Origin of the sequence: Streptomyces sp. A 4/2, from assembly GCF_940670765.1 — a bacterium.
Lineage (GTDB): Bacteria > Actinomycetota > Actinomycetes > Streptomycetales > Streptomycetaceae > Streptomyces.
In genome coordinates, this window is the sequence record NZ_CALNVW010000018.1 from 1 (window position 1) to 19,109 (window position 19,109).

General features: G+C 72.2%; 15 protein-coding genes. 7 read left to right on the forward strand and 8 right to left on the reverse strand.

Annotation, left to right across the window (positions count from 1 at the left end; translation table 11 throughout):
* The coding region (locus NBY69_RS12410; RefSeq protein ID WP_250300881.1) for a TetR/AcrR family transcriptional regulator at nucleotides 1–635 on the reverse strand (635 nt) is incomplete at its 3' end.
* Nucleotides 636–701: 66 nt separating this feature from the next.
* Here NBY69_RS12410 and NBY69_RS12415 point away from each other — a divergent pair.
* Complete coding sequence (locus tag NBY69_RS12415) at nucleotides 702–932, forward strand: hypothetical protein (protein WP_250300910.1); 231 nt, start codon at nucleotides 702–704, stop codon at nucleotides 930–932.
* A gap of 7 nt (nucleotides 933–939) precedes the next feature.
* Here the strand turns inward: NBY69_RS12415 and NBY69_RS12420 are convergent, their stop codons facing one another.
* Both NBY69_RS12420 and NBY69_RS12425 read right to left on the reverse strand, forming a co-directional pair.
* Nucleotides 940–2,091, reverse strand: a complete 1,152-nt coding sequence (locus NBY69_RS12420) for a methyltransferase (RefSeq protein ID WP_250300882.1) — start codon at nucleotides 2,089–2,091, stop codon at nucleotides 940–942.
* Nucleotides 2,092–2,189: 98 nt separating this feature from the next.
* Nucleotides 2,190–4,049, reverse strand: coding sequence for a serine/threonine-protein kinase (locus tag NBY69_RS12425; RefSeq protein WP_250300883.1), 1,860 nt, complete (start codon nucleotides 4,047–4,049; stop codon nucleotides 2,190–2,192).
* 309 nt (nucleotides 4,050–4,358) lie between these two features.
* On the opposite strand from NBY69_RS12425, the gene NBY69_RS12430 reads away from it, so the two are divergent.
* The gene (locus NBY69_RS12430) at nucleotides 4,359–5,729 is read left to right on the forward strand and encodes an aspartate aminotransferase family protein (RefSeq protein WP_250300884.1); all 1,371 of its coding nucleotides are present in this window, start codon (nucleotides 4,359–4,361) and stop codon (nucleotides 5,727–5,729) included.
* A gap of 141 nt (nucleotides 5,730–5,870) precedes the next feature.
* Here the strand turns inward: NBY69_RS12430 and NBY69_RS12435 are convergent, their stop codons facing one another.
* The 4 genes from NBY69_RS12435 to NBY69_RS12450 form a co-directional block, all read right to left on the reverse strand.
* The gene (locus tag NBY69_RS12435; protein WP_250300885.1) at nucleotides 5,871–6,521 is read right to left on the reverse strand and encodes a hypothetical protein; all 651 of its coding nucleotides are present in this window, start codon (nucleotides 6,519–6,521) and stop codon (nucleotides 5,871–5,873) included.
* Nucleotides 6,522–6,672: 151 nt separating this feature from the next.
* Entirely contained in the window at nucleotides 6,673–9,138 is a 2,466-nt protein-coding gene (locus NBY69_RS12440; protein ID WP_250300909.1) for a dolichyl-phosphate beta-glucosyltransferase, read from the reverse strand.
* 185 nt (nucleotides 9,139–9,323) lie between these two features.
* Nucleotides 9,324–10,076, reverse strand: coding sequence for a GntR family transcriptional regulator (locus NBY69_RS12445; protein ID WP_250300886.1), 753 nt, complete (start codon nucleotides 10,074–10,076; stop codon nucleotides 9,324–9,326).
* Between the two features lie 59 nt (nucleotides 10,077–10,135).
* Entirely contained in the window at nucleotides 10,136–11,725 is a 1,590-nt protein-coding gene (locus NBY69_RS12450) for a hypothetical protein (RefSeq protein ID WP_250300887.1), read from the reverse strand.
* Nucleotides 11,726–11,771: 46 nt separating this feature from the next.
* Between NBY69_RS12450 and NBY69_RS12455 the strand changes: the two genes are divergently transcribed.
* On the forward strand, nucleotides 11,772–15,539 hold the full coding sequence (locus NBY69_RS12455) for a WD40 repeat domain-containing protein (RefSeq protein WP_250300888.1): 3,768 nt from the start codon (nucleotides 11,772–11,774) through the stop codon (nucleotides 15,537–15,539).
* Between the two features lie 53 nt (nucleotides 15,540–15,592).
* Here NBY69_RS12455 and NBY69_RS12460 read toward each other — a convergent pair whose 3' ends face one another.
* On the reverse strand, nucleotides 15,593–16,405 hold the full coding sequence (locus NBY69_RS12460) for an SLATT domain-containing protein (RefSeq protein WP_250300889.1): 813 nt from the start codon (nucleotides 16,403–16,405) through the stop codon (nucleotides 15,593–15,595).
* 435 nt (nucleotides 16,406–16,840) lie between these two features.
* On the opposite strand from NBY69_RS12460, the gene NBY69_RS12465 reads away from it, so the two are divergent.
* From NBY69_RS12465 to NBY69_RS12480, 4 genes are all read left to right on the forward strand, one after another.
* Nucleotides 16,841–17,176 (forward strand): YbaB/EbfC family nucleoid-associated protein, encoded by a 336-nt coding sequence (locus tag NBY69_RS12465; protein WP_250300890.1) that lies wholly within the window; start codon nucleotides 16,841–16,843, stop codon nucleotides 17,174–17,176.
* 121 nt (nucleotides 17,177–17,297) lie between these two features.
* Nucleotides 17,298–17,897: a recombination mediator RecR gene (gene recR / locus NBY69_RS12470; protein WP_250300891.1), complete on the forward strand. Its 600-nt coding sequence runs from the start codon at nucleotides 17,298–17,300 to the stop codon at nucleotides 17,895–17,897.
* Nucleotides 17,890–18,546 (forward strand): DUF5063 domain-containing protein, encoded by a 657-nt coding sequence (locus NBY69_RS12475; RefSeq protein WP_250300892.1) that lies wholly within the window; start codon nucleotides 17,890–17,892, stop codon nucleotides 18,544–18,546. The genes recR and NBY69_RS12475 overlap by 8 nt, the downstream gene beginning before the upstream one ends.
* Before the next feature lie 60 nt (nucleotides 18,547–18,606).
* The gene (locus NBY69_RS12480; protein ID WP_250300893.1) at nucleotides 18,607–19,056 is read left to right on the forward strand and encodes an SRPBCC family protein; all 450 of its coding nucleotides are present in this window, start codon (nucleotides 18,607–18,609) and stop codon (nucleotides 19,054–19,056) included.
* Nucleotides 19,057–19,109 lie beyond the last annotated feature (53 nt).

Here is a 19,109-nt window from a genome sequence, read left to right on the forward strand (position 1 = left end):
CGACGGACCGCGTACTCGCCCAACCCGTTCTCCGCCAGTCCGAAGACCTCCTGCGCGAGCGTGACCACGACCGGGCAGATCTCGTCGACACTCTCGCCCCCGATCCGGCGCCGGTGGATCTCCTCCATGAGGGAGGCGCGGGCTGCGGCGATCTGCATGGCCACGCAGTGCGCGACCGCCTCGCCCGCGGCACCGCGCTCCCGGCCCGCCTCGGCGATGAGCTCGTCCGCGAGCAGTTGCGTGGATCGGGCACTCCAGGCGTACGTACGGGTCAGCAGCGCCGGTGTCGCGAGGATCAGTTCGCGTACGCGCAGGTTCATCGGATCGGCGTTCATCCCGACGGACGCGTCGCGGGCTGCCAGCTGGTCGAGGAACTGCCGGTGCACGGCCGCCACGGCGGACTCACCCGGGGGGCGCTCGCGGACCGCGCGGGCCATGTCCTCGGTGTGCCCCTCCATGGGTTTCAGGACCATGTCTTCCTTGTTCCCGAAGTAGTTGAAGACCGTCATCTTCGAGACGTCCGCGGCCTCGGCGATCTCCGTCACCGAGACCTTGCCGAAGCCCCGCTCGACAAAGAGCTCGATGGCGATCCGCCAGATCCGCAGCGAGGTGTCCCGCTTCTGTGCACGATCCATGACAGATCGAGCGGCGCGAATCCCAGCGCGGTGCGGATTGCGGGCAGTGCGACATTGACCACCGACATGTCCAGGGCGAAGACGAGCTGGGCGACGGCCGCCGCTGGCCGGGATCGTGGGTACCGGCCATGCGACGACGGTGCCGCGGGCGTGTGGCCGGGCACGGTAGTGCTCCTGGTGTGCGCGGGCGCCATCGCCCTGACCACGGTGCTCAATCTGTGCGTGCGGGACGTCTACCGGATCAAGCGGCAGCCGGTACGCGAGGAGTCGCGTACCGGCCGGGTGCCCGTTCCCTGACGTGACTTCAGCGCTTGACGGCCCGCAGGATCACGAACTTCGGGTCGCTCGTCACGACCGAGCAGTTGCCGAAGATCCGCTTCAGCGTGACGTGGTAGCTCAGGTGCCGGTTGCCGACCACCCACAGTTCGCCGCCCTGGCGCAGCGCCGTGCGTGCGCCGGAGAACATCCGGCGGGACGTCTGGTCGCTGGTGGCCTGGTGGGTGTGGAACGGCGGGTTGTTCAGTACGAGGTCGACCGAGCCCGCGGGCACCCCGGCGAACGTGTCGCCGACCAGGAATTCCGCCTCGGCGTCCGGGCCCAGGTTCTCGCGGAACGTGGCCTCGGCCGAGGCCACCGCCTGGAACGACTCGTCCGTGAAGACCACTTCGGCCTGCGGGTTCGCCAGCGCGACGGCCGTGCCGACGACGCCGTTGCCGCAGCCCAGGTCCACCACCCGCTGCGGTCCCTCGCGCCGCGGCAGGTGCGGCAGGAAGAAGCGGGTGCCGATGTCCAGGCGTTCCGCGCAGAAGATCCCGGCGTGGTTGACGACCGTGCGTCCCGACGCGGCGCCGATGCCGGCGGGGAGCTCGTAGCTGCGCGGCCAGGGGCTGGGTCCGGCGGAGAGCGACGGGTCCGGGGTGGCGAAGATCAGCCGCGCCTTCTTCACCGCGAGGGACGTCTTCGTCCCGCCGATCAGCTGCTCGAAGAGCTTCAGGGTCGAGGTGTGGATCTCCTTGACCATCCCGGTGCCGATGACGACGGTCCCGGCGTGCACGGCGGGCGCGATCCGGTGCAGCTGGTCCTCCAGGAGCGCGAGGCTCTTGGGCACCCGGACGATCAGCAGGTCGACGCGGTCGGGCGGGGTGTCCCGGGTGGACAGCAGCCGTACGGCGTCCTCGGCGATCCCGTTGCGCGCCAGGTTGGCCCGGGTGGCCTCCTGGCCGAGGAAGGAGTCGGTGATCTGGGTGACCGGCCCGGTGGCGCGTCCGGCCAGCGCGGTGGTGAGCGCGCCCCAGCGGTCCCCGATCACGACGGCGCCCGTCGCCGCCACCGCTGTCTCTTCGAGATGCCGCAGCAGATATTCGTCGGCGGCGTCCCAGGCCCGCAGCTGGTCGCGGGGGTCCTCCGGGAAGCGGGTGAGGGCGAGCGCGCCTGATGACGTCGGCAAATGGTTCATTGTCGAGCAAGGCTAGTCGACGGGACGGAGGGGTCGGTCCGCCTCCGTGCCGCCTCCGGGCCGGCCCCGCCCTGACCCCCGGCCGCCCGCGTGCGGGCTCAGTCCGACTTCGTGTACGTGAGTTTGTCGCCGTTCGCGGTGTTGACCCGGCGCAGGGTGCCGTCGGGGAGCAAGGTCAGTTCGGTCGCATCGCCCGCTTTGCAGGAGGACATGGGCTGACCGACGGTGACCGTCGAGGGGCCGATCTCCAGCGGGGCGCCGGGGGATCCGGCCTCGGCCAGCCCGGCCTCGAAGACACAGTGATACCCGTCACCGTCGGCGGTGAGGGAGAGCACCGTGTCGCCCACATCGCCCTGCTGGATGACCAGCCGCCGGGGGTTGGCACCGGAGGCGCCGGTCACCGAGCCGTTCCAGGTGCCGAGAAACCCGTCGGGGATCGTGCCGGACGTCGGGCCGGGGTCCGGTGAGGCCCCGTCCGACGCGGAGCCGGACGGGGCCGGGGACGCCGAGGTGCCCTCCTCGGCCGCCGGCTGCGGGGATCCGGTCCGGGAGCGGCCCGTGGTGTCCGTCGGTCCGTCGTCCCTGTTCATGACCGCGTACACCGAACCGCCCGCGCCGATCGCGACGACCAGGGCCACCGCGACGAGCGCCACCGTCGACCGGCTGATGCGCCGTGGCGGCTCGGGCGCCGGTGGCGGGACGGGGTAGCCGTACCCGGGTTGCGGCGGCAGCCGGGGGTAGCCGTACGCCGGGGACGCGGGCGGTACGGAAGAGAGCGACACGTGAGGGCGCGGGGCGGGTGCGGGCGCGGGTTGCGGGGAAGGGTGCGGCGGGGCCGCCTGGACGGGCTGCGCGGGCTGGATCGGAGGTCCGGGTTCGGGGGCGCCGGTGCTCCGGTCCGTTCCCGGTGCCGTTCCCGGTGCCGTTCCCGGTGCCGATTCTTCGGCGGCTGCTATCGCCGTTGCTGCTTCCGCCGCTTCCGTTGCTTCCGCCGCTGCCGGGTCCGGCCCACCGTCCGGGTCCTCCGAATCCAGCAACTGCACCGCATGGCGCCCCAGTTGGGCGACCAGCGGGCCCGGCAGCCACGGTTCGCCCGCCACCGCCCCCGCCGTACGCTCCAGGAGCTGCGGCACCGTCGGGCGGGCCGCCGGGTCCTTGCGGAGGCAGTCGCCCACCAGGTCCTGAAGGCTCTCCGGCAGCCCTTCGAGGTCCGGCGGCTCCTGCACGATGCGGAACATCAGCGCGTGCACCCCGTTCTCCGCGGTGCCGAACGGGAGCTTCCCGCTCGCCGCGTACGCGAGCACCGAGCCCAGGCAGAACACGTCGCAGGCCGTCGTGACCCGGCCGCCGCGCACCTGCTCGGGGGCCATGAAGCCGGGGGAGCCGATCAGCGCGCCGGTGCGGGTCAGGCTGTCGTACGTGGTGGTCATCGTCTCCAGCGCGCGGGCGATCCCGAAGTCGATGACCCGCGGTCCGTCGATGGTGATCAGTACGTTCGACGGCTTGAGGTCGCGGTGGATCAGCCCGGCCCCGTGGATGTCCGCGAGGGCGTGTGCCAGGCCCGAGCCGAGGATGCGCACCGAGCGCTCGGGCAGCGGTCCGTGCGCGCCGGAGACCACGGACCGGAGGCTGGGGCCCGCGATGTAACCGGTGGCGACCCACGGGACCGGCGCCTCGGTGTCCGCGTCGAGGACGGGCGCGGTCCAGGTCTGTCCCGTGCCCTGACGGCCAGGAGGGGTCCCGTCGCCCGCGACCCGCCGGGCGGCCTGCACCTCCAGGCGGAAGCGGTCGCGGAACTCGTCGACCTCGGCCAGTTCCGGCCGTACGAGCTTGACCGCGACGGTCCGTCCGCGGTCCGAGCGCGCCAGATAGACCTGGCCCATTCCGCCCGCACCGAGCCGCGCCAACAGGCGGTACGTACCGATGCGTTGTGGATCGCCCGGCTGAAGTCTCTCCATGGTGGTGCCGTCTCCCCCGTACCCGCTCGGCCAACCGCGCGACCGTGCACGCGCGACCGCGTATGCCGGACGCAAGCGAGGATAGTGCGCCTGTGCGACCCGCTGGTGCGCCTGTGCGATCCACCGGTGCGCCCCTGCTCACGGTTCCGGTTCCGTGGCGGAAGCCGTTCTGGTGGGCGAGCCGGTCCGACGGCCCGGTGCGGGGTGGACATGCCGGGGAAAAAGGGCGACATCATGCCGACCAATCCCGCCGAGTCCATACACGATGGCCATGGGCGTCCCGACCTGCGTCTCTCTACGCTGGGCCGCATGACCCCTCAGATTCCGCAGCCCGATCCGCAGGCAGGAGCGGCCGTACGGGCCGCCGACCGTGCGCACGTCTTCCACTCCTGGTCAGCCCAGGACCTGATCTCCCCGCTCGCCGTCGCCGGTGCCGAAGGTTCGTACTTCTGGGATTACGAGGGCAACCGGTACCTCGACTTCACCAGCGGCCTCGTCTTCACCAACATCGGCTACCAGCACCCGAAGGTCGTCGCCGCGATCCAGGAGCAGGCGGCGAAGATGACCACCTTCGCGCCCGCGTTCGCCGTCGAGTCGCGCTCCGAGGCCGCACGCCTCATCGCCGAGCGCACCCCCGGCGACCTCGACAAGATCTTCTTCACCAACGGTGGCGCCGAGGCCGTCGAGAACGCCGTCCGGATGGCCCGGCTGCACACCGGCCGTACGAAGGTGCTGAGCGCCTACCGCTCGTACCACGGCGGCACCGCCACCGCGATCAACCTCACCGGTGACCCGCGCCGCTGGCCGTCCGACACGGCGTCGGCGGGTGTCATCCACTTCTGGGCGCCGTTCCTCTACCGCTCGCCGTTCTACTCGACCACCGAGGCCGAGGAGTGCGCCCGCGCGCTCCAGCACCTCGAGGACACCATCGCCTTCGAGGGCCCGCAGTCGGTGGCCGCGATCATCCTCGAAACCATTCCGGGCACCGCGGGCATCATGACGCCGCCGCCCGGCTATCTCGCGGGTGTCCGCGAGATCTGCGACCGGTTCGGCATCGTCTTCATCCTCGACGAGGTCATGGCGGGCTTCGGCCGTACCGGCAGCTGGTTCGCCGCCGAACTCTTCGACGTCACCCCGGACCTGATGACCTTCGCGAAGGGCGTCAACTCGGGTTACGTCCCGCTGGGCGGTGTCGCGATCTCCGCCGAGATCGCCGAGACGTTCGCCAAGCGCCCCTACCCGGGCGGGCTCACCTACTCCGGTCACCCGCTGGCCTGCGCGGCGGCCGTCGCGACGATCAAGGCCATGGACGAGGAGGACATCGTCGGCCAGGCGGCCCGTCTGGGTACCGATGTCCTGGCACCGGCCCTCGCGGACATCGCCGCGCGGCACCCCTCGGTGGGCGAGGTGCGGGGCGTGGGCGCGTTCTGGGCGCTGGACCTCGTACGGAATCCGGAGACGCGCGAGCCGCTGGTCCCGTACAACGCGACGGGCGAGGCGAACGCGCCGATGGCGGCGTTCGGCGCCGCCGCGAAGAAGAACGGCCTGTGGCCGTTCATCAACATGAACCGGACGCACGTGGTGCCGCCGTGCAACATCACGGAGGCCGAGGCCAAGGAGGGCCTCGCCGCGCTGGACGCCGCGCTGTCGGTGGCGGACGAGCACGTGGTGGCCGGGTAACGAGCACGCGGTCGGGCAGACAGCGAAAGCTGTGGGAAGGGCGGGCGCGGGGCGGTTCCCGTGCCTGCCCTTCCCGTCTGCGCGCCTGCCCTTCCGGCGCCGCTCGGCTGAAGATGATCCGCTCGGCTGAAGGCAGTCCGCTCAGCTGAAGATGATCATCGAGCCCTGCGCCAGGCTCCGGGTGGCCGCCGCGTGCAGCCCCAGCCACACGTGCCGCTCCCGGGCGAACGGGCTGTTGTCGTAGGGGGCAGGTCCCGCCGGTTCCTCCAGGGAGGTCGGGCGGTCCGGCGGCTGCGGGGCCGCCGGAGGGTTCGACGCGTCGATGCCGATCGACTGCGCCACGAACTGCAGTTCACGGAGCAGCCCCTGCGCGGAGCCCAGCGGTCCGCCGCCCGCGAGGAGTTCGTCGTTGGCCAGCGGCAGCGCGAAGTCCACCGGGACGTACGCCCCGGCGTGGTCGTAGTGCCACACCAGGTGCGACTGCTGCGCCGTCGGCTCGAACATCTCCAGGAGCTGTTCGTAGTCGCTGCCCAGGTCGTCGACCGGGGCGACCTCCAGGCCGCAGATCCTCAGCAGGTACGCGCGCCGCAGGAAGTGCAGCGCGTCGTAGTCGAAGCCCGCCACCGGGGCCACGTCACCGGAGAGGCCCGGCATGTAGGCGTAGACGGGTACGGACGGCAGACCGGCTTCGCCGAGTGCCTTGTCGTAGACGGCTATCTCTTCCGCGAAGGGGTTGTCGGGGCTGTGGCACAGCACATCGACGAGGGGGACCAGCCACAGGTCACAGGCCAACGGGGCTCCTAGCGGGGGTTCGGGGGTCGCCCCCCGGCGGACTCGTCGGGCCAGCGTAATGCGCCGTGCGCCGTGCGCGAAGACCCCCGGTCAACTGCCCTTGCCCACGGGCCGGACTCCGGACGTCGTCGGATCCCAGCGGTCGCGCGCGTCAACTGCCCTTGCCCACGGGCCAGACCCACGCGCCGCCGATCCGCTCGCCGGGCCGCCCCAGCAGCTTCTCCACCACGACGTAGAGCGTGGCGTCGTTGTCCTCGGGCGGGATGACGACCACGCCCGCCTTCCAGTACGCCAGGTCGTACCGCGCCTGCGCCTGCCAGTTGGGGCCGATGTCCGGGACCTTCCCGCCGTAGCGGACGTCCCGGAAGAGGTTGGAGGTGTAGCGGGGCGGCGCTCCGTAGATACCCGTACGGTCCGGTCCGTAGGGGCCGTTGAAGTAGCCGCCCGGCACCGGGAACCCGAGTCCGGTGGCCGACTGCCAGTGCAGGGCCTCCGCGCTACCCGGGTCGGGCAGCGGGACCGGGACCACGGACTCCCCGGGGCCGACGTACTTCTTCCACATGCCGTCGGCGATGAACGCCGGGATCTCCGGGCGCTGCTGGACCGGAAACGGGGTGGGCACGATCGGTACGAGGGCGGCTGCCACGGCGAGGGCTCCGACGACCTGGTACGGACGGACGGGGCCGCGGACTGGGCTGCTGACTGGGCTGCTGACGGTGCTCGGGGCGGAAGTACGGGCGCGGGCGCGCGTCAGCCGGTCCACGGCCAGCGCGACCAGCATCCCGAGCGCCGGGGCGCAGACCATCGCGACCCGGCCCTCGATGACCGACTCGAAGAGCGGCAGATGGGCCATCGCCCGCCACGGCCCGGGGAACACCACGTCCGTGTAAGGGATCCGGATCTTCTGGCCGAGCGAGAGGACCGCGGCGGCCACCGCCGTGAACGCCAGTGCCTTCACCACCGGGCGCCGCCACAGCCGTACGGTCACCGCGAAGGCCAGCGCGACCAGCGGCCAGCCGTAGAAGGCGTTCTGCTCGGTGCGGTTCAGCGCCAGCTTGTCCGCCGTCGCGTCGTCGCCGAACAGCGCCCGCCCGGAGAACTCCAGGAGCGCGAGCGGGCTGTTGCCCGCGTTGTCGCCGTGCAGCACGCTGTGATAGCTCTGCGCGCCGAAGAACTGCCAGGCCAGCGGGTACCCGACCAGCGGCAGCGCCGTCCCGGCCGCTATCGCCAGGCCCTTGGCGAGCGGGCGCGCGGCCTGCCGCGCCGCCTCCCTGTGCACCACCGCGTACGCCGCCGCGAAGATCAGCATGCCGACCGCGGCCAGCAGGAACGGCTCCTCGCCGAGGAAGACCTGATACGTCGCGAAGAGGCCGAGCAGCACCCCGTCGCGCACGGTGCGGTGCCCCTCGCACAGCCGCAGCGCCCGGTCGATGATCACCGGGATCATGAAGAGCACCATGAAGTTGGGGTGCGCGTTGGCGTGCGAGATCATCGGCGGCGCGAAGGCCGCGAGCGCGCCGCCGAGCGCCGCCGCCCACCGGTTGCGGACCAGCCGCCGGGCGATCAGCCAGTACCAGGAAGCCGCCGTCGCGGCCAGGCCGCCGGTCAGTACCAGCGCCCAGGTCACGCTCGGTCCGAACGCCAGCGTCACCGGGGTCAGCGGGACGGACAGCCCCAGCATCGGGGTGTTGCCCATCAGGTTCACGCCGTCCGGGAAGTTCTGGACGGTCGTGAAGAACGGGTTGTGCAGGTGGGCGACGTTGTCCGCGGTGACCGCGAAGAACCACTCCCACTGGTTCTGGTCCTGGCCGGAGTCGCGGAGGTAGGCGTGGTCGAGGTCGGTCCACAGCCCCTTGTAGAGCAGCACGGAGGCAAGGAGGAACAGACCGCAGACCGCCAGGTCCACCCGGCGCACGGCACGCGTCTTCAGCCGGATCAGTTCCGCGAGGACCCGCAGGTAGTCGAACGGGCCGACCTTGGAACCCTCCTGGTGCGACCAGCGCACCGGGACCTCGGCGACCGCCCAGCCCTGCCGCCGGAAGTACTGGAGGATCTCGACGTCGATGCCCCACCCGTCGAGCCGCGCGTCGGCGAACGCCTCGCGGGCCTTCTCGCCGTCCAGGAGCTTGAACCCGCACTGGGTGTCACGGATACCGGGGACGGCCACGGCCCGTATGAGCCGGTTCCCCATCCGTCCCATCCACTCGCGCAGCCGCCCCTGGTGCACCTCGACGCTGGAATCGGGGTGCGCGCGGGAACCGACCGCCGCTCCGTACCCGGCCTCCATCTGTTCGGTGAGCCGGGCCAGTTCCTCGATGGGTGTGGCCAGATCGGCGTCGGTGACCAGTACCCGTACGCCCTTCGACGCGGCCACACCGAGCCGCAGCGCGTGTCCCTTGCCGCGGTTCTCCGTACTGCTGACGAGCCGGACGCGGGGGTCGGCGGCTGCGGTGTCCCGGGCGATGCGGGCGGTGCCGTCCGAGGAGCCGTCGTCGACGACGAGCAGTTCCCAGGTGCCGGGCCCCGCTTCGCTGTCCAGGTAGGCGCGGACGGCGTCCAGGGTGGGGCCGAGCCGGCCCTCCTCGTTGTACGCGGGCACGACGACCGAGAGGTCCACGACGGGGAGTCTTCCGGCGGGCGGCTGTACGGCGGGCCACTTTCCGGTGGCGGACCGCTGCTTCCCGACGGATCGCTTCCCGACGGACTGCTTTCCGGTCGACTGCTCCGCGGCCAGCTGTTCACCCGTCCGCGGCTCGCTCGTCGGTCGTTCGCTCGTCGGTTTCTCCCCGACCGGCTGTTCGCTCACCGGCCGGACCGGGCGGTCGCGTCAGGTCCAGTGGGGCCGGTGGGGCCGGTGGGGCCGGTGGGGCCGGCGGAACCGCCCGGTCCGGCGATGGTCCGCAGCTTCTCGGCCCAGCTGACGGACTGCGCGTTGTACTCCTCGATCACCGCGTGTGCCGCGAGGCCGTCCCCGCACGTCAGCGCGTCGACCAGCTCCTCGTGCCCCTGCCACAGCCACCCGGAGATGTCCTCGCTGCCCCGCAGGTACGGCACGGCGAACACCCAGCACTGCACCCGCAGCCGGTGCAGGAAGTCCGCGATGTAGCAGTTGCCGGTGAGGGCGGCGAGTTCGCGCCAGAACCGCAGGTCGTAGCCGATGAGGATGTCCAGGCTGCCGGTCCTGGCGGCCTGTGCGGCCTCCTCGGCCCGGCGGCGTACGGACAGCAGCGGCTCGCCGTACACGTGGTGCAGCGCGAGCCGCCGGAAGATCCCGTCGACGACCAGCGCGCGCGCCTCGACCATGGAGCAGTAGTCGTCGACCGAGAACTGATGGACCCGGAAGCCCTTGTGCTGGTCCGAGTCGAGGAGCCCCTGTGCGGACATCTCGACGAGCGCCTCACGGACCGGGGTCGCCGAGACGCCGTACCCGTCGGCGATCTGTTTGACGGTGAACACCTCGCCGGGCTGGAGACGGCCCGAGAGCACTTCGTCACGCAGCGCATCGGCGATCTGCTGCCGCAGAGTACTGCGGGTCACCGCTCCGCTAGCAGGCATCTCTCGTTTCCCCTCGTCCGGCTCCGGACACCCTAGACCGACCGGCACATCGGGGGCGGTCATGGCCTGGCGACGGGACAGCCTCCGGCGCGAGCGTAGACGGTGATCAGCGCCGAGGTGACCCGGCGGCTGCCGCACGCGGTGAAGTACCCGTGCAGCGTGCGGCGTTTGATCTCCTCCTGGGCGGTCGCGTCGAGCGGCTGGCCCGGCAGGTCACTGATGACGACGATGCGGGGATGCGCGAGCATGCGTCGGCGGATCTCGCCGGGTGCCTGCTCGGTGCCGTACAGCGAATGGGAGGCGCGCGGCGAACGCTTCAGGGCGAGGTCGTCGAGCGCGCGGTAGTCGCCGGGGTGCCAGAAGGTCCACGCCCGGCGCCGGGCCGGTGCGAAGAGCAGCCCGTCGCCGGGGCGGGCGGTGGCCGCGACGGCCGCGGACACCGCCGTCACGTCGTTCTGCCGGCTCTGCGGGGTCCGCAGCGGAAGCCCCACCGGGAACAGCGCGACGAGCGCCGCGGCTGCCGCGACGAGCGCCACGGCCCGCGACCAGAGGCGGTCCAGGGCCGAACCGAGCAGCAGGGCGAGGCCGACGGCCTGGAAGAGGACGTAGCGGCCGACGTAGAGGGGATGGAGGTACGACACGGCCATCAGCAGCCCGGCGGGCGCGAGCAGCAGCGGCAGCGCGACGGTACGGAGGTCCGGGGGCGTACGGGCCTCATGCTTACGGGTCTCATGCGTACGGGCTCGGTGCGCACACGTCTCACCCGTACGGGTCTCGCGCGTGCCGATCCGGGCGCAGGCGAGACCCGTCGCCGCGACGGCAGCGAAGGCGATGAGCTGGCCGGGGCGGGGCAGGCCGATCCACTCGACCTGGGAGGACTGGGTCATGGAGAAGACGGCGAGCGGCGCGAGACCCGCCGCCACGCACGCAGCGGCCACCAGCCAGGACCGCCGCAGGCCGGGCGAGGTACCGGGCCCGCCGCCCGGCAACCGGCCCGCCCGGTCCCACCGGAACACCGTGATGCCGTGCGCGAGCACCGCCAGCGCCGCGAACTCGTGCAGCAGACCGGCCGCCAGCATCACGGCCGTGTAGGCGGCCCAGCGCCGGCTGATCAGCAGCCAGGTGCCCCAGGTGACGAGGGCGCACACCAGCGCGTACGAACGCCCCTCCTGTGCGTACCGCTGCACCGCCGGGATCAGCGGCAGCACCAGCCCGGCGAGGAGCCCGGCACGCGGGCCGACGAGCCGGTGGCCCAGGAGTGCGACACCCGCGGCGGTGGCCGAGACGGCGAGGACCGAGGGCAGCCGCAGGGTGGCCGGGCCGCCGTCGTGGAGGGTGAAGACGGCATGCATGAAGAGGTAGTAGAGGCCGTGCACCGCGTCGACGTGACCGAGCGTCCGCCAGATCCCGGACAGGCTGCGGTGAGCGATCTCGTACGTGGCGGCCTCGTCGCCCCACAGGGTGCCCTCGCGGCGGATCCCCCACAGCCCGACGGCCAGGGCCACCGCCCAGGGGACGAGAGCGACGGTACGGCGGGACGGCTGCCGGGGGCGGGGCGCGGCGGGGGCGCTGTCGGCGGTACGCAGTGCGGTGGCGATGACGGGCTCCGTTCGGGAAGGACGTCGTGCCAGCCCAGCCTCCGCCCCCATGATGGGCAGCCCCCTTCCGCCGCACCAATCAATTAGCGTCAAGCGTATGGGGCGACTTGAGAAGCCGCTGGACCCGGCGGCGGGTCCGGTGCAGCAGTTCGCGTACGAGCTGCGCAAGCTGCGCCGGGAGGCGGGAACGCCGACCTACCGGCGGATGGCCGCCGACGCGCGGTACTCCGCCCCGACACTCTCCGCAGCCGCCTCCGGCGAACGGCTGCCCTCCCTGCCGGTCACGCTCGCCTACGTGGCGGCGTGCGGCGGCGAGCCGGCCCCCTGGGAGCGGCGCTGGCGCGAGGCCGCCGCGGCGGAGGAGCCCGCACCGGACGATCCGGACGCGGCCTCCCCGTACCCCGGACTCCGGCGCTTCGAGCCGGGTGACGCGTTCTTCGGGCGGGCCGATCTGGTCGCCGAGCTGGTGGAGTTGGCCGGCAGCCGCCGCTTCACCGCAGTCGTGGGCGCCTCGGGCAGCGGCAAGTCCTCGCTGCTGCGGGCCGGTCTGGTCCCGGCCCTGCGCGCGGCGCCCGGTGCCCGGCCCGCCACGATCCGCATCCTCACACCGGGCGCCCGCCCGGTCCGTACGCACGCGGCGCGCCTCGCGACCGTGGTCGCCGGGGACGGGGACGGGGACGGGGACGGCGGCGTCGGGCACGGCTGCGACGGGCTCGGCGGCGACACGGTGATCGTGGTCGACCAGTTCGAGGAGATCTTCACGCTCTGCCACGATCCGGCCGAACGGGCCGAGTTCATCCGCCTGTTGCTGACCGGCGGGGCGCGCGTGGTCGTCGCCGTACGCGCGGACCTCTACGGCCGGTGCGCCGAACACCGGGCGCTGGCCGACGCGCTCCGGAACGCGACCCTGCTGGTCGGACCGATGACGCGGGCCCAGCTGCGCGAGGCGATCGTCGGGCCCGCGGTGGCGGAGCGGCTGATCGTGGAGCGCGCGCTGACCGCCCGGATCGTCGCCGATGTGGCGGACGAGCCGGGCGGCCTGCCGCTGATGGCGCACGCGCTGCGGGAGGTATGGCGGCGACGGCGCGGAAGGGCGCTGACGGTCGCCGCGTACGAGACGGTCGGCGGGGTGCAGGGGGCGATAGCCCACACCGCCGAGGAGGTCTTCACCGGCTTCGCCCCGGCCCAGGCCCGGACGGCCCGCGCGCTGCTGCTGCGGCTGATCTCCCCCGGGGACGGCACCCAGGACACCCGCCGTCCGGTCGCGCGCGAGGAGCTGGGGACGTCGGCGGAGACGGCCGACGTACTGGAACGGCTGGTCCGGGCACGGCTGTTGACCGCCGACACCAGCACCGTGGACCTGGCGCACGAGGCGCTCCTCACCGCCTGGCCCCGGCTGCGCGGCTGGATCGACGAGGACCGTGAACGGCTGCGGCTGCACCGTCGGCTGACGGAGGCGGCGTACGCATGGGAGGAGCTGGGGCGCGATCCGGGGGCGTTGTACCGGGGGACGCGGCTGGCGTCGGCGCGCGAGACGTTCGTGAACGAAGCCGAAGCGGTGGAAACGGTGGAAACGGTGGAAACGGTGGAAACGGCCGGGCCGACCGAGTCGGCCGAACTGACCGGCCTGGAAAGGTCCTTCCTCACCGCGAGCCTCGCCGAACACGACCGGACCCGGCGCACGGCCGCCCGCACCACGCGCCGACTGCGCGGACTCACCGGCACACTCGCGGTCCTGCTCTGTCTGGCGGTCGTCGCGGGCCTCACGGTGCGGCAGCAGAGCCGGACCGCCTCGCGGCACGCGACGGAGGCGGAGGCGCGGCGGGTCGCCGCCGTCGCCGGGACGCTGCGTCGCACGGACCCGCGCACGGCGATGCGGCTGAGCCTCGCGGCCTGGCGGCTCGCCGACCTCCCGGAGACGCGGACGGCGCTGTACGGGGCCAACGCCCAGCAGGACCTGGACACCTTCGCCGCCCCGGCGGCCGAGTTCACTCCGCAGGACGACAACACCCACTGGCAGCGGTTCAGCGAGGACGGCCGCACCCTGACGGTGATCGGCCCGGAGCGTACGGACCGCTGGGACGTGCCGACACACCGGCGGCTGCCCCCGTACCCGGGCCTGGGGCGGTACGCCGGACGGATCGTGGACGTCAGCCCGGACACCCGCACGGCCGCTGTCCGTACCCCGGCGGGCCTGCGGATGTGGGACGTGGCGGCCGGACGGCTGACGGGCCCGGCGTTCGGGCCGAAGAGCGCGGGCGCCCAGGACTGGTTCACCCAGGGTTCGTTCACCCAGGACGGGGACGTGTTCGCCGCCCACCACCGTGGGGCCCCGCTCCAGCTGTGGGACCCGCACCACGGGCGGTTGCTGCTGTCGACCGGGCAGCGGTACCGGGAGATCCGCAAGATCGCTGTCGGCCCCGGCGGGCGGCTGCTGGCCTTCTGCGGGGACGACCGGCCGCTCCAGGTGTGGGACGTACGCACCCACCGCGAACTGCCGAGCCCCTGGGCCACGAAGGCCGGGGTCTGCGACCTGGACACCTTCCGGTTCACGCCCGACGGCGGGGGCCTGGCCGTCGCAACCGCGCATGCCCTGCGCACCTGGGACCTGCGGACCGGCCGGGAACGCTTCCACATCCCCACCTCGGCGACCCCGGACGCTGTGTTCAGCGCGGACGGGTCGCAGGTCGCCGTGCTCACCCCGGACGAGATCCGGCTCTGGGACCTCTCGGACCTCTCCGCCCCCGTACACAGCGTCCCCACCAACGGTGTGAACCTGCACGACCTACGGCTGGACCCGGCGAGCGGGACCCTTCGCTACCAGGACAGCGTCCCGTACACACCGGCGATACGGACCGTCGCGCCGACCGGTACGGCCCAGGACAGGTCACCGCGCACCTCCCCGCGCTCTCCTCCCGCCGCGGCCCGGTTCAGCCCCGACGGCCGGACGCTGGCCACCCTGACGAGCCGGGGCTTCGAGCTTCGGGACGGCCGCACGGGCCGCCTCCGCAGCACGTCTCCCGGCCGCCCGGACTGCGGGGGCTCCTGCTCCTCATCCATGTCATCCATGGCGTTCAGCCAGGACGGAAGTCTCTTCGCCCACCTCGATGCCGCGTCGTCCGTCGCTGTACGCCCGGTCGCCGGAAGCGCGGGGGAGACGAGGCTCCCGCCCCGCCCGGACGTCGTAGGTCTGGCGTTCACCGGCCGTACGGTCGTCACGTCCGGCACCACGACGGCCGTGAGCAGCCCGGCCCCGGGTGCCCGTCACTGGTCCACCCTCCGGAACGGACAGGACGGCCCCGTCCTCGCCACCGCACCTGACGGTGAACTCCTCACCGAGGAAAGGCAGTTGATCAGCCCGAGGACCGGGCGGGCCCGGCGGGTGATGCACGGCGAGGGGGTTGCCGTGACGGCGGCGTTCAGTCCCGACGGGCGGTATCTCGCGATGAGCGACTACGACGGCCGTGCCACACTCTGGGACGGCACGGGCGCGCACCGCCTGGCCGTACTCGCCGCAGCCGTACCGGCCGAAGGGGCGCGGAGCCGGGCGCGGGCCCTCGCGTTCTCGGCGGACAGCCGCACGGTCGCCGTGGGGGGCCCGGACGGGGCGCTGCACCTCTGGAACACCTCGTCCCCCGAATCCGCGGGGTCACCGCTCCCTCAGGCCGACGGCGCGGTGCTGGCCCTGTCCTTCGCCGACGGGGACACCGCACTGCGGGTGGCGACCCCGCGCACCGTGGTCCGGACGTACGGGCTGGCATCGGAGAAGACGGCCGGAACCGTCTGCGCGCGGGCCGGGGGCGGGCTGTCGCGGAAGGAGTGGGACGCCTACCTGACGGCGGTGGCGTACCGGCGTACGTGCTGAGGAGTGGTCCGGGGCGGGGGTCCGGGGGAGCCCCGCCACACCCCGCGGCGCTCTCACCGCGAAGGTGACTCCGGCGGGCGTTGCCGGGGCATGTTCGGGCGGGTTCCCACTGCGGGCAGTAACCGTCCGGGCACCGTCGCCGCGCCGTCGCCCCGCAGTCCGCCGACTCCCCGTACCCCGGACCAGGGCACCGCGCCGCCGACCCGGAACTCGACCATCCACTCCGCCGTCTCGCCGCGCACCAGCTCCGTCACGTCGTCCGAGAACCTGCGCAGCACGCCCAGGCACCGCTCGGTCGCCTCGCTCGCGGTGCCCTCCGTGGGGCCGAGTACTTCGCGCACGCTCTCCGTCGCCCAGTCGAACTGGAGCACCTGGAGGCGCCGCTGGACCGCCTGGGCCGTCGCGACGTCCCGCATCCAGCCGGAGGTCAGCCCGAACCAGCGGTCGCCCGCCGCGCAGGCCGCCCCGGCGAGCAGTGCCGGGTACCCCCACTCCGCGGCCCCGTGCAGTCCTGCGGCCAGGTCGAGCAGGGGCAGTAACGCTCCCACGACGGCTCCCCCGGCGGTCCCGGCGCGGAGTGCGCGGGCGCTGCGGCGTTTGCCGGTGCGGTCGGCCAGGTACCAGTCGGCGGTCCGCAGCGCGTCCGACTCCACCCACCGGTACAGCTCGTCTAGGCGTTCGGCGGGTTCGCCCCAGTCGCCCGACGGGAACGGCCGCCCGGTCAGATCAGCCGCCGTACCGGTCTCCGTACCGGTCTCCGCGCGGGTCCCCGGATCCGTCGCGGGACCCGCCTCGGGCCCGGCCTCCGGACCGCCCCCCGGCCGTACGGCGTCCTCCTCGGGCTGCGGCGTCTCCGGCTGGCCCACCAGGCCTCTCCCCTCCGTCACGTACGGTGCGCGGTCGCCCACCGGGCGGCCCCGAACCGTGCTGAACCGTGCTGGATCCTTCAGATGCGAGTGCATGCGAGTGCACGCGAGTGATGTGTGAGTGATGTGCGAGTGGTGCAAGGGCCCCTTCCTACCGCCGAATGGTGGGTGCTCACACCGATATGCAGGCGTTTACCACCGTGAGCGGCCTGTGGTCAGGTATAAGGACCCGCGCGCTCTCACCCGAAAGAGTTGGTCCGTACGGTGGAGGGCGGTGCGCCCGGGGACCACGTAGGCTCGTTTTACGACCTGGTGCACGGGTCGCGTACCGAAGAAGGGGCCCTTGGCTCGGCCTCGTCGAGGTCGGTGTCAAGGACCGCATCAAGGCCGTACCAAGGCCCGTAAGAACGTCGTCGAACAGTCTCGGAGTGACCCGTGATTCCCGGTGGTGGCCAGCCCAACATGCAGCAGCTCCTTCAGCAGGCCCAGAAGATGCAGCAGGATCTCGCGCAGGCTCAGGAAGAGCTGGCGCGGACCGAGGTCGACGGGCAGGCGGGAGGCGGTCTGGTCAAGGCGACCGTGACCGGCTCCGGAGAGTTGCGCAACTTGGTGATCGACCCGAAGGCGGTGGACCCGGAGGACACCGAGACCCTCGCGGACCTGATCGTCGCGGCGGTCCACGCGGCGAACGAGAACGCGTCCACGCTCCAGCAGCAGAAGCTCGGCCCGCTGGCCCAGGGGCTGGGCGGGATGCCGGGCCTCGGTATGTGAGGCGCGGCACCGGGCGGCAGCGCTCCGTATCCCGTACCGGAGCCTTCACCTGCCGGCAGTTTTAACGCAACCTCACACCAACTACCGTACGTTTCCCTAGCAGAACGAAAGAGGCGCTCCGTTGTACGAAGGCGTGGTCCAGGACCTTATCGACGAGTTGGGCAGGCTGCCCGGCGTCGGTCCCAAGAGCGCGCAACGGATCGCCTTCCACATCCTCCAGGCCGAGCCGACCGACGTCCGCCGCCTCGCGCATTCGCTGCTCGAAGTGAAGGACAAGGTCCGGTTCTGCGCGGTGTGCGGCAACGTCGCGCAGGCCGAGCTCTGCGGGATCTGCCGGGACACCCGGCGTGACCTGACGGTCATCTGTGTCGTCGAGGAGCCGAAGGACGTCGTGGCGGTCGAGCGGACGCGTGAGTTCCGCGGTCGCTACCACGTGCTCGGTGGCGCCATCAGCCCCATCGAGGGCGTCGGCCCCGACGACCTGCGGATCCGGGAGCTGCTGGCCAGGCTCGCGGACGGCACGGTCACCGAGCTGATCCTGGCGACCGACCCGAACCTGGAGGGCGAGGCCACGGCGACGTACCTCGCACGCATGATCAAGCCCATGGGTTTGAAGGTCACTCGCCTGGCGAGTGGTCTTCCTGTTGGTGGAGACCTGGAATACGCGGACGAGGTCACGCTCGGTCGTGCCTTTGAGGGGAGACGACTACTCGATGTCTGACGCAACGCTCAACAAGGTCAAAGAGGACCCGAACGACTTCGACGTCCAGATCGCCGACCAGGTCGAGTCCTTCATCGTGGCTGTCACCGAAGTGGCGAAGGGTGACGAGCCGGACAGCGCCGTGCCCTTCCTGCTGCTGGAGGTGTCCCAGCTCCTCCTCGCGGGCGGCCGTCTCGGCGCCCACGAGGACATCCTCCCGGCCGACCGGTACGAGCCCGACCTCGGCCCGGAACCGGACGTCGACGATCTGCGCGAGCGCTTCGCCCGCCTCCTCGAACCGATCGACGTGTACTCCGAGGTCTTCGACCCGTACGAACCGCGCAAGGCCCCCGTCGCCTGCCGCATCAGTGACGACCTCGCGGACATCGTCACCGACCTCCGCCACGGCATGGCCCACTACCGCGCGGGCCGCACCACCGAGGCGATGTGGTGGTGGCAGTTCTCGTACTTCTCCAACTGGGGCTCCACCGCGTCGGCAGCCCTCCGCGCCCTCCAGTCCCTGGTCGCCCACGTCCGCCTCGACCAGCCGCTCGCGGCCCTCGACGGCCTGGACACGGACCAGGACCTGAGCGAGGAAGCGCTGGCGGAGGAGGCGGGCCGGGTGATGGTGGAGGAGATCGCGGCCCCGCTGGGGCTGCGCACGGTCTGACCGGGGCGGTACGGGCTGACGCGGCTCAGCAGCGCAGCCCGGGGTGCCTAGGATGAGCTGGTGCCGAATTTCGAGGTTGTCACAGCCATTGCCGCACCTCCGGACCAGGTGTTCGCAGTGTGTCTGGATGTGGAGGCGCATACCCGCTCGATGGCCGCTTCGTCGGAGCGCGCAGTTGATGGCGGGCCCCGGGGTGAACTGTCGCTCGGTGACACGGTGACCTTCCAGGCTCGCCATTTCGGCCTGACCTGGCGGCTCAAGGCCCGCATCACCTCGTACGACCGGCCCCGACGTTTCGTGGACGAGCAGGAGTCCGGGCCCTTCAAGCGCTGGCGTCATGTCCACTACTTCGAGCCGGATGGTGCCGGTGGCACCGTGATGAGAGACGTCATCGAATTCGCCTCACCACTGGGGCCTGTCGGGTACATCGCCGACAGAATCCTCTTGAGCCGGTACATGCCCCACCTCATCAGAGGCCGCAACGCCTACCTGGCCAGCACTTTCGACTGAGTGGCCGGCCAGAGCCCATCGCGGCACGGATACGAACACCGGTCGAGATCCGC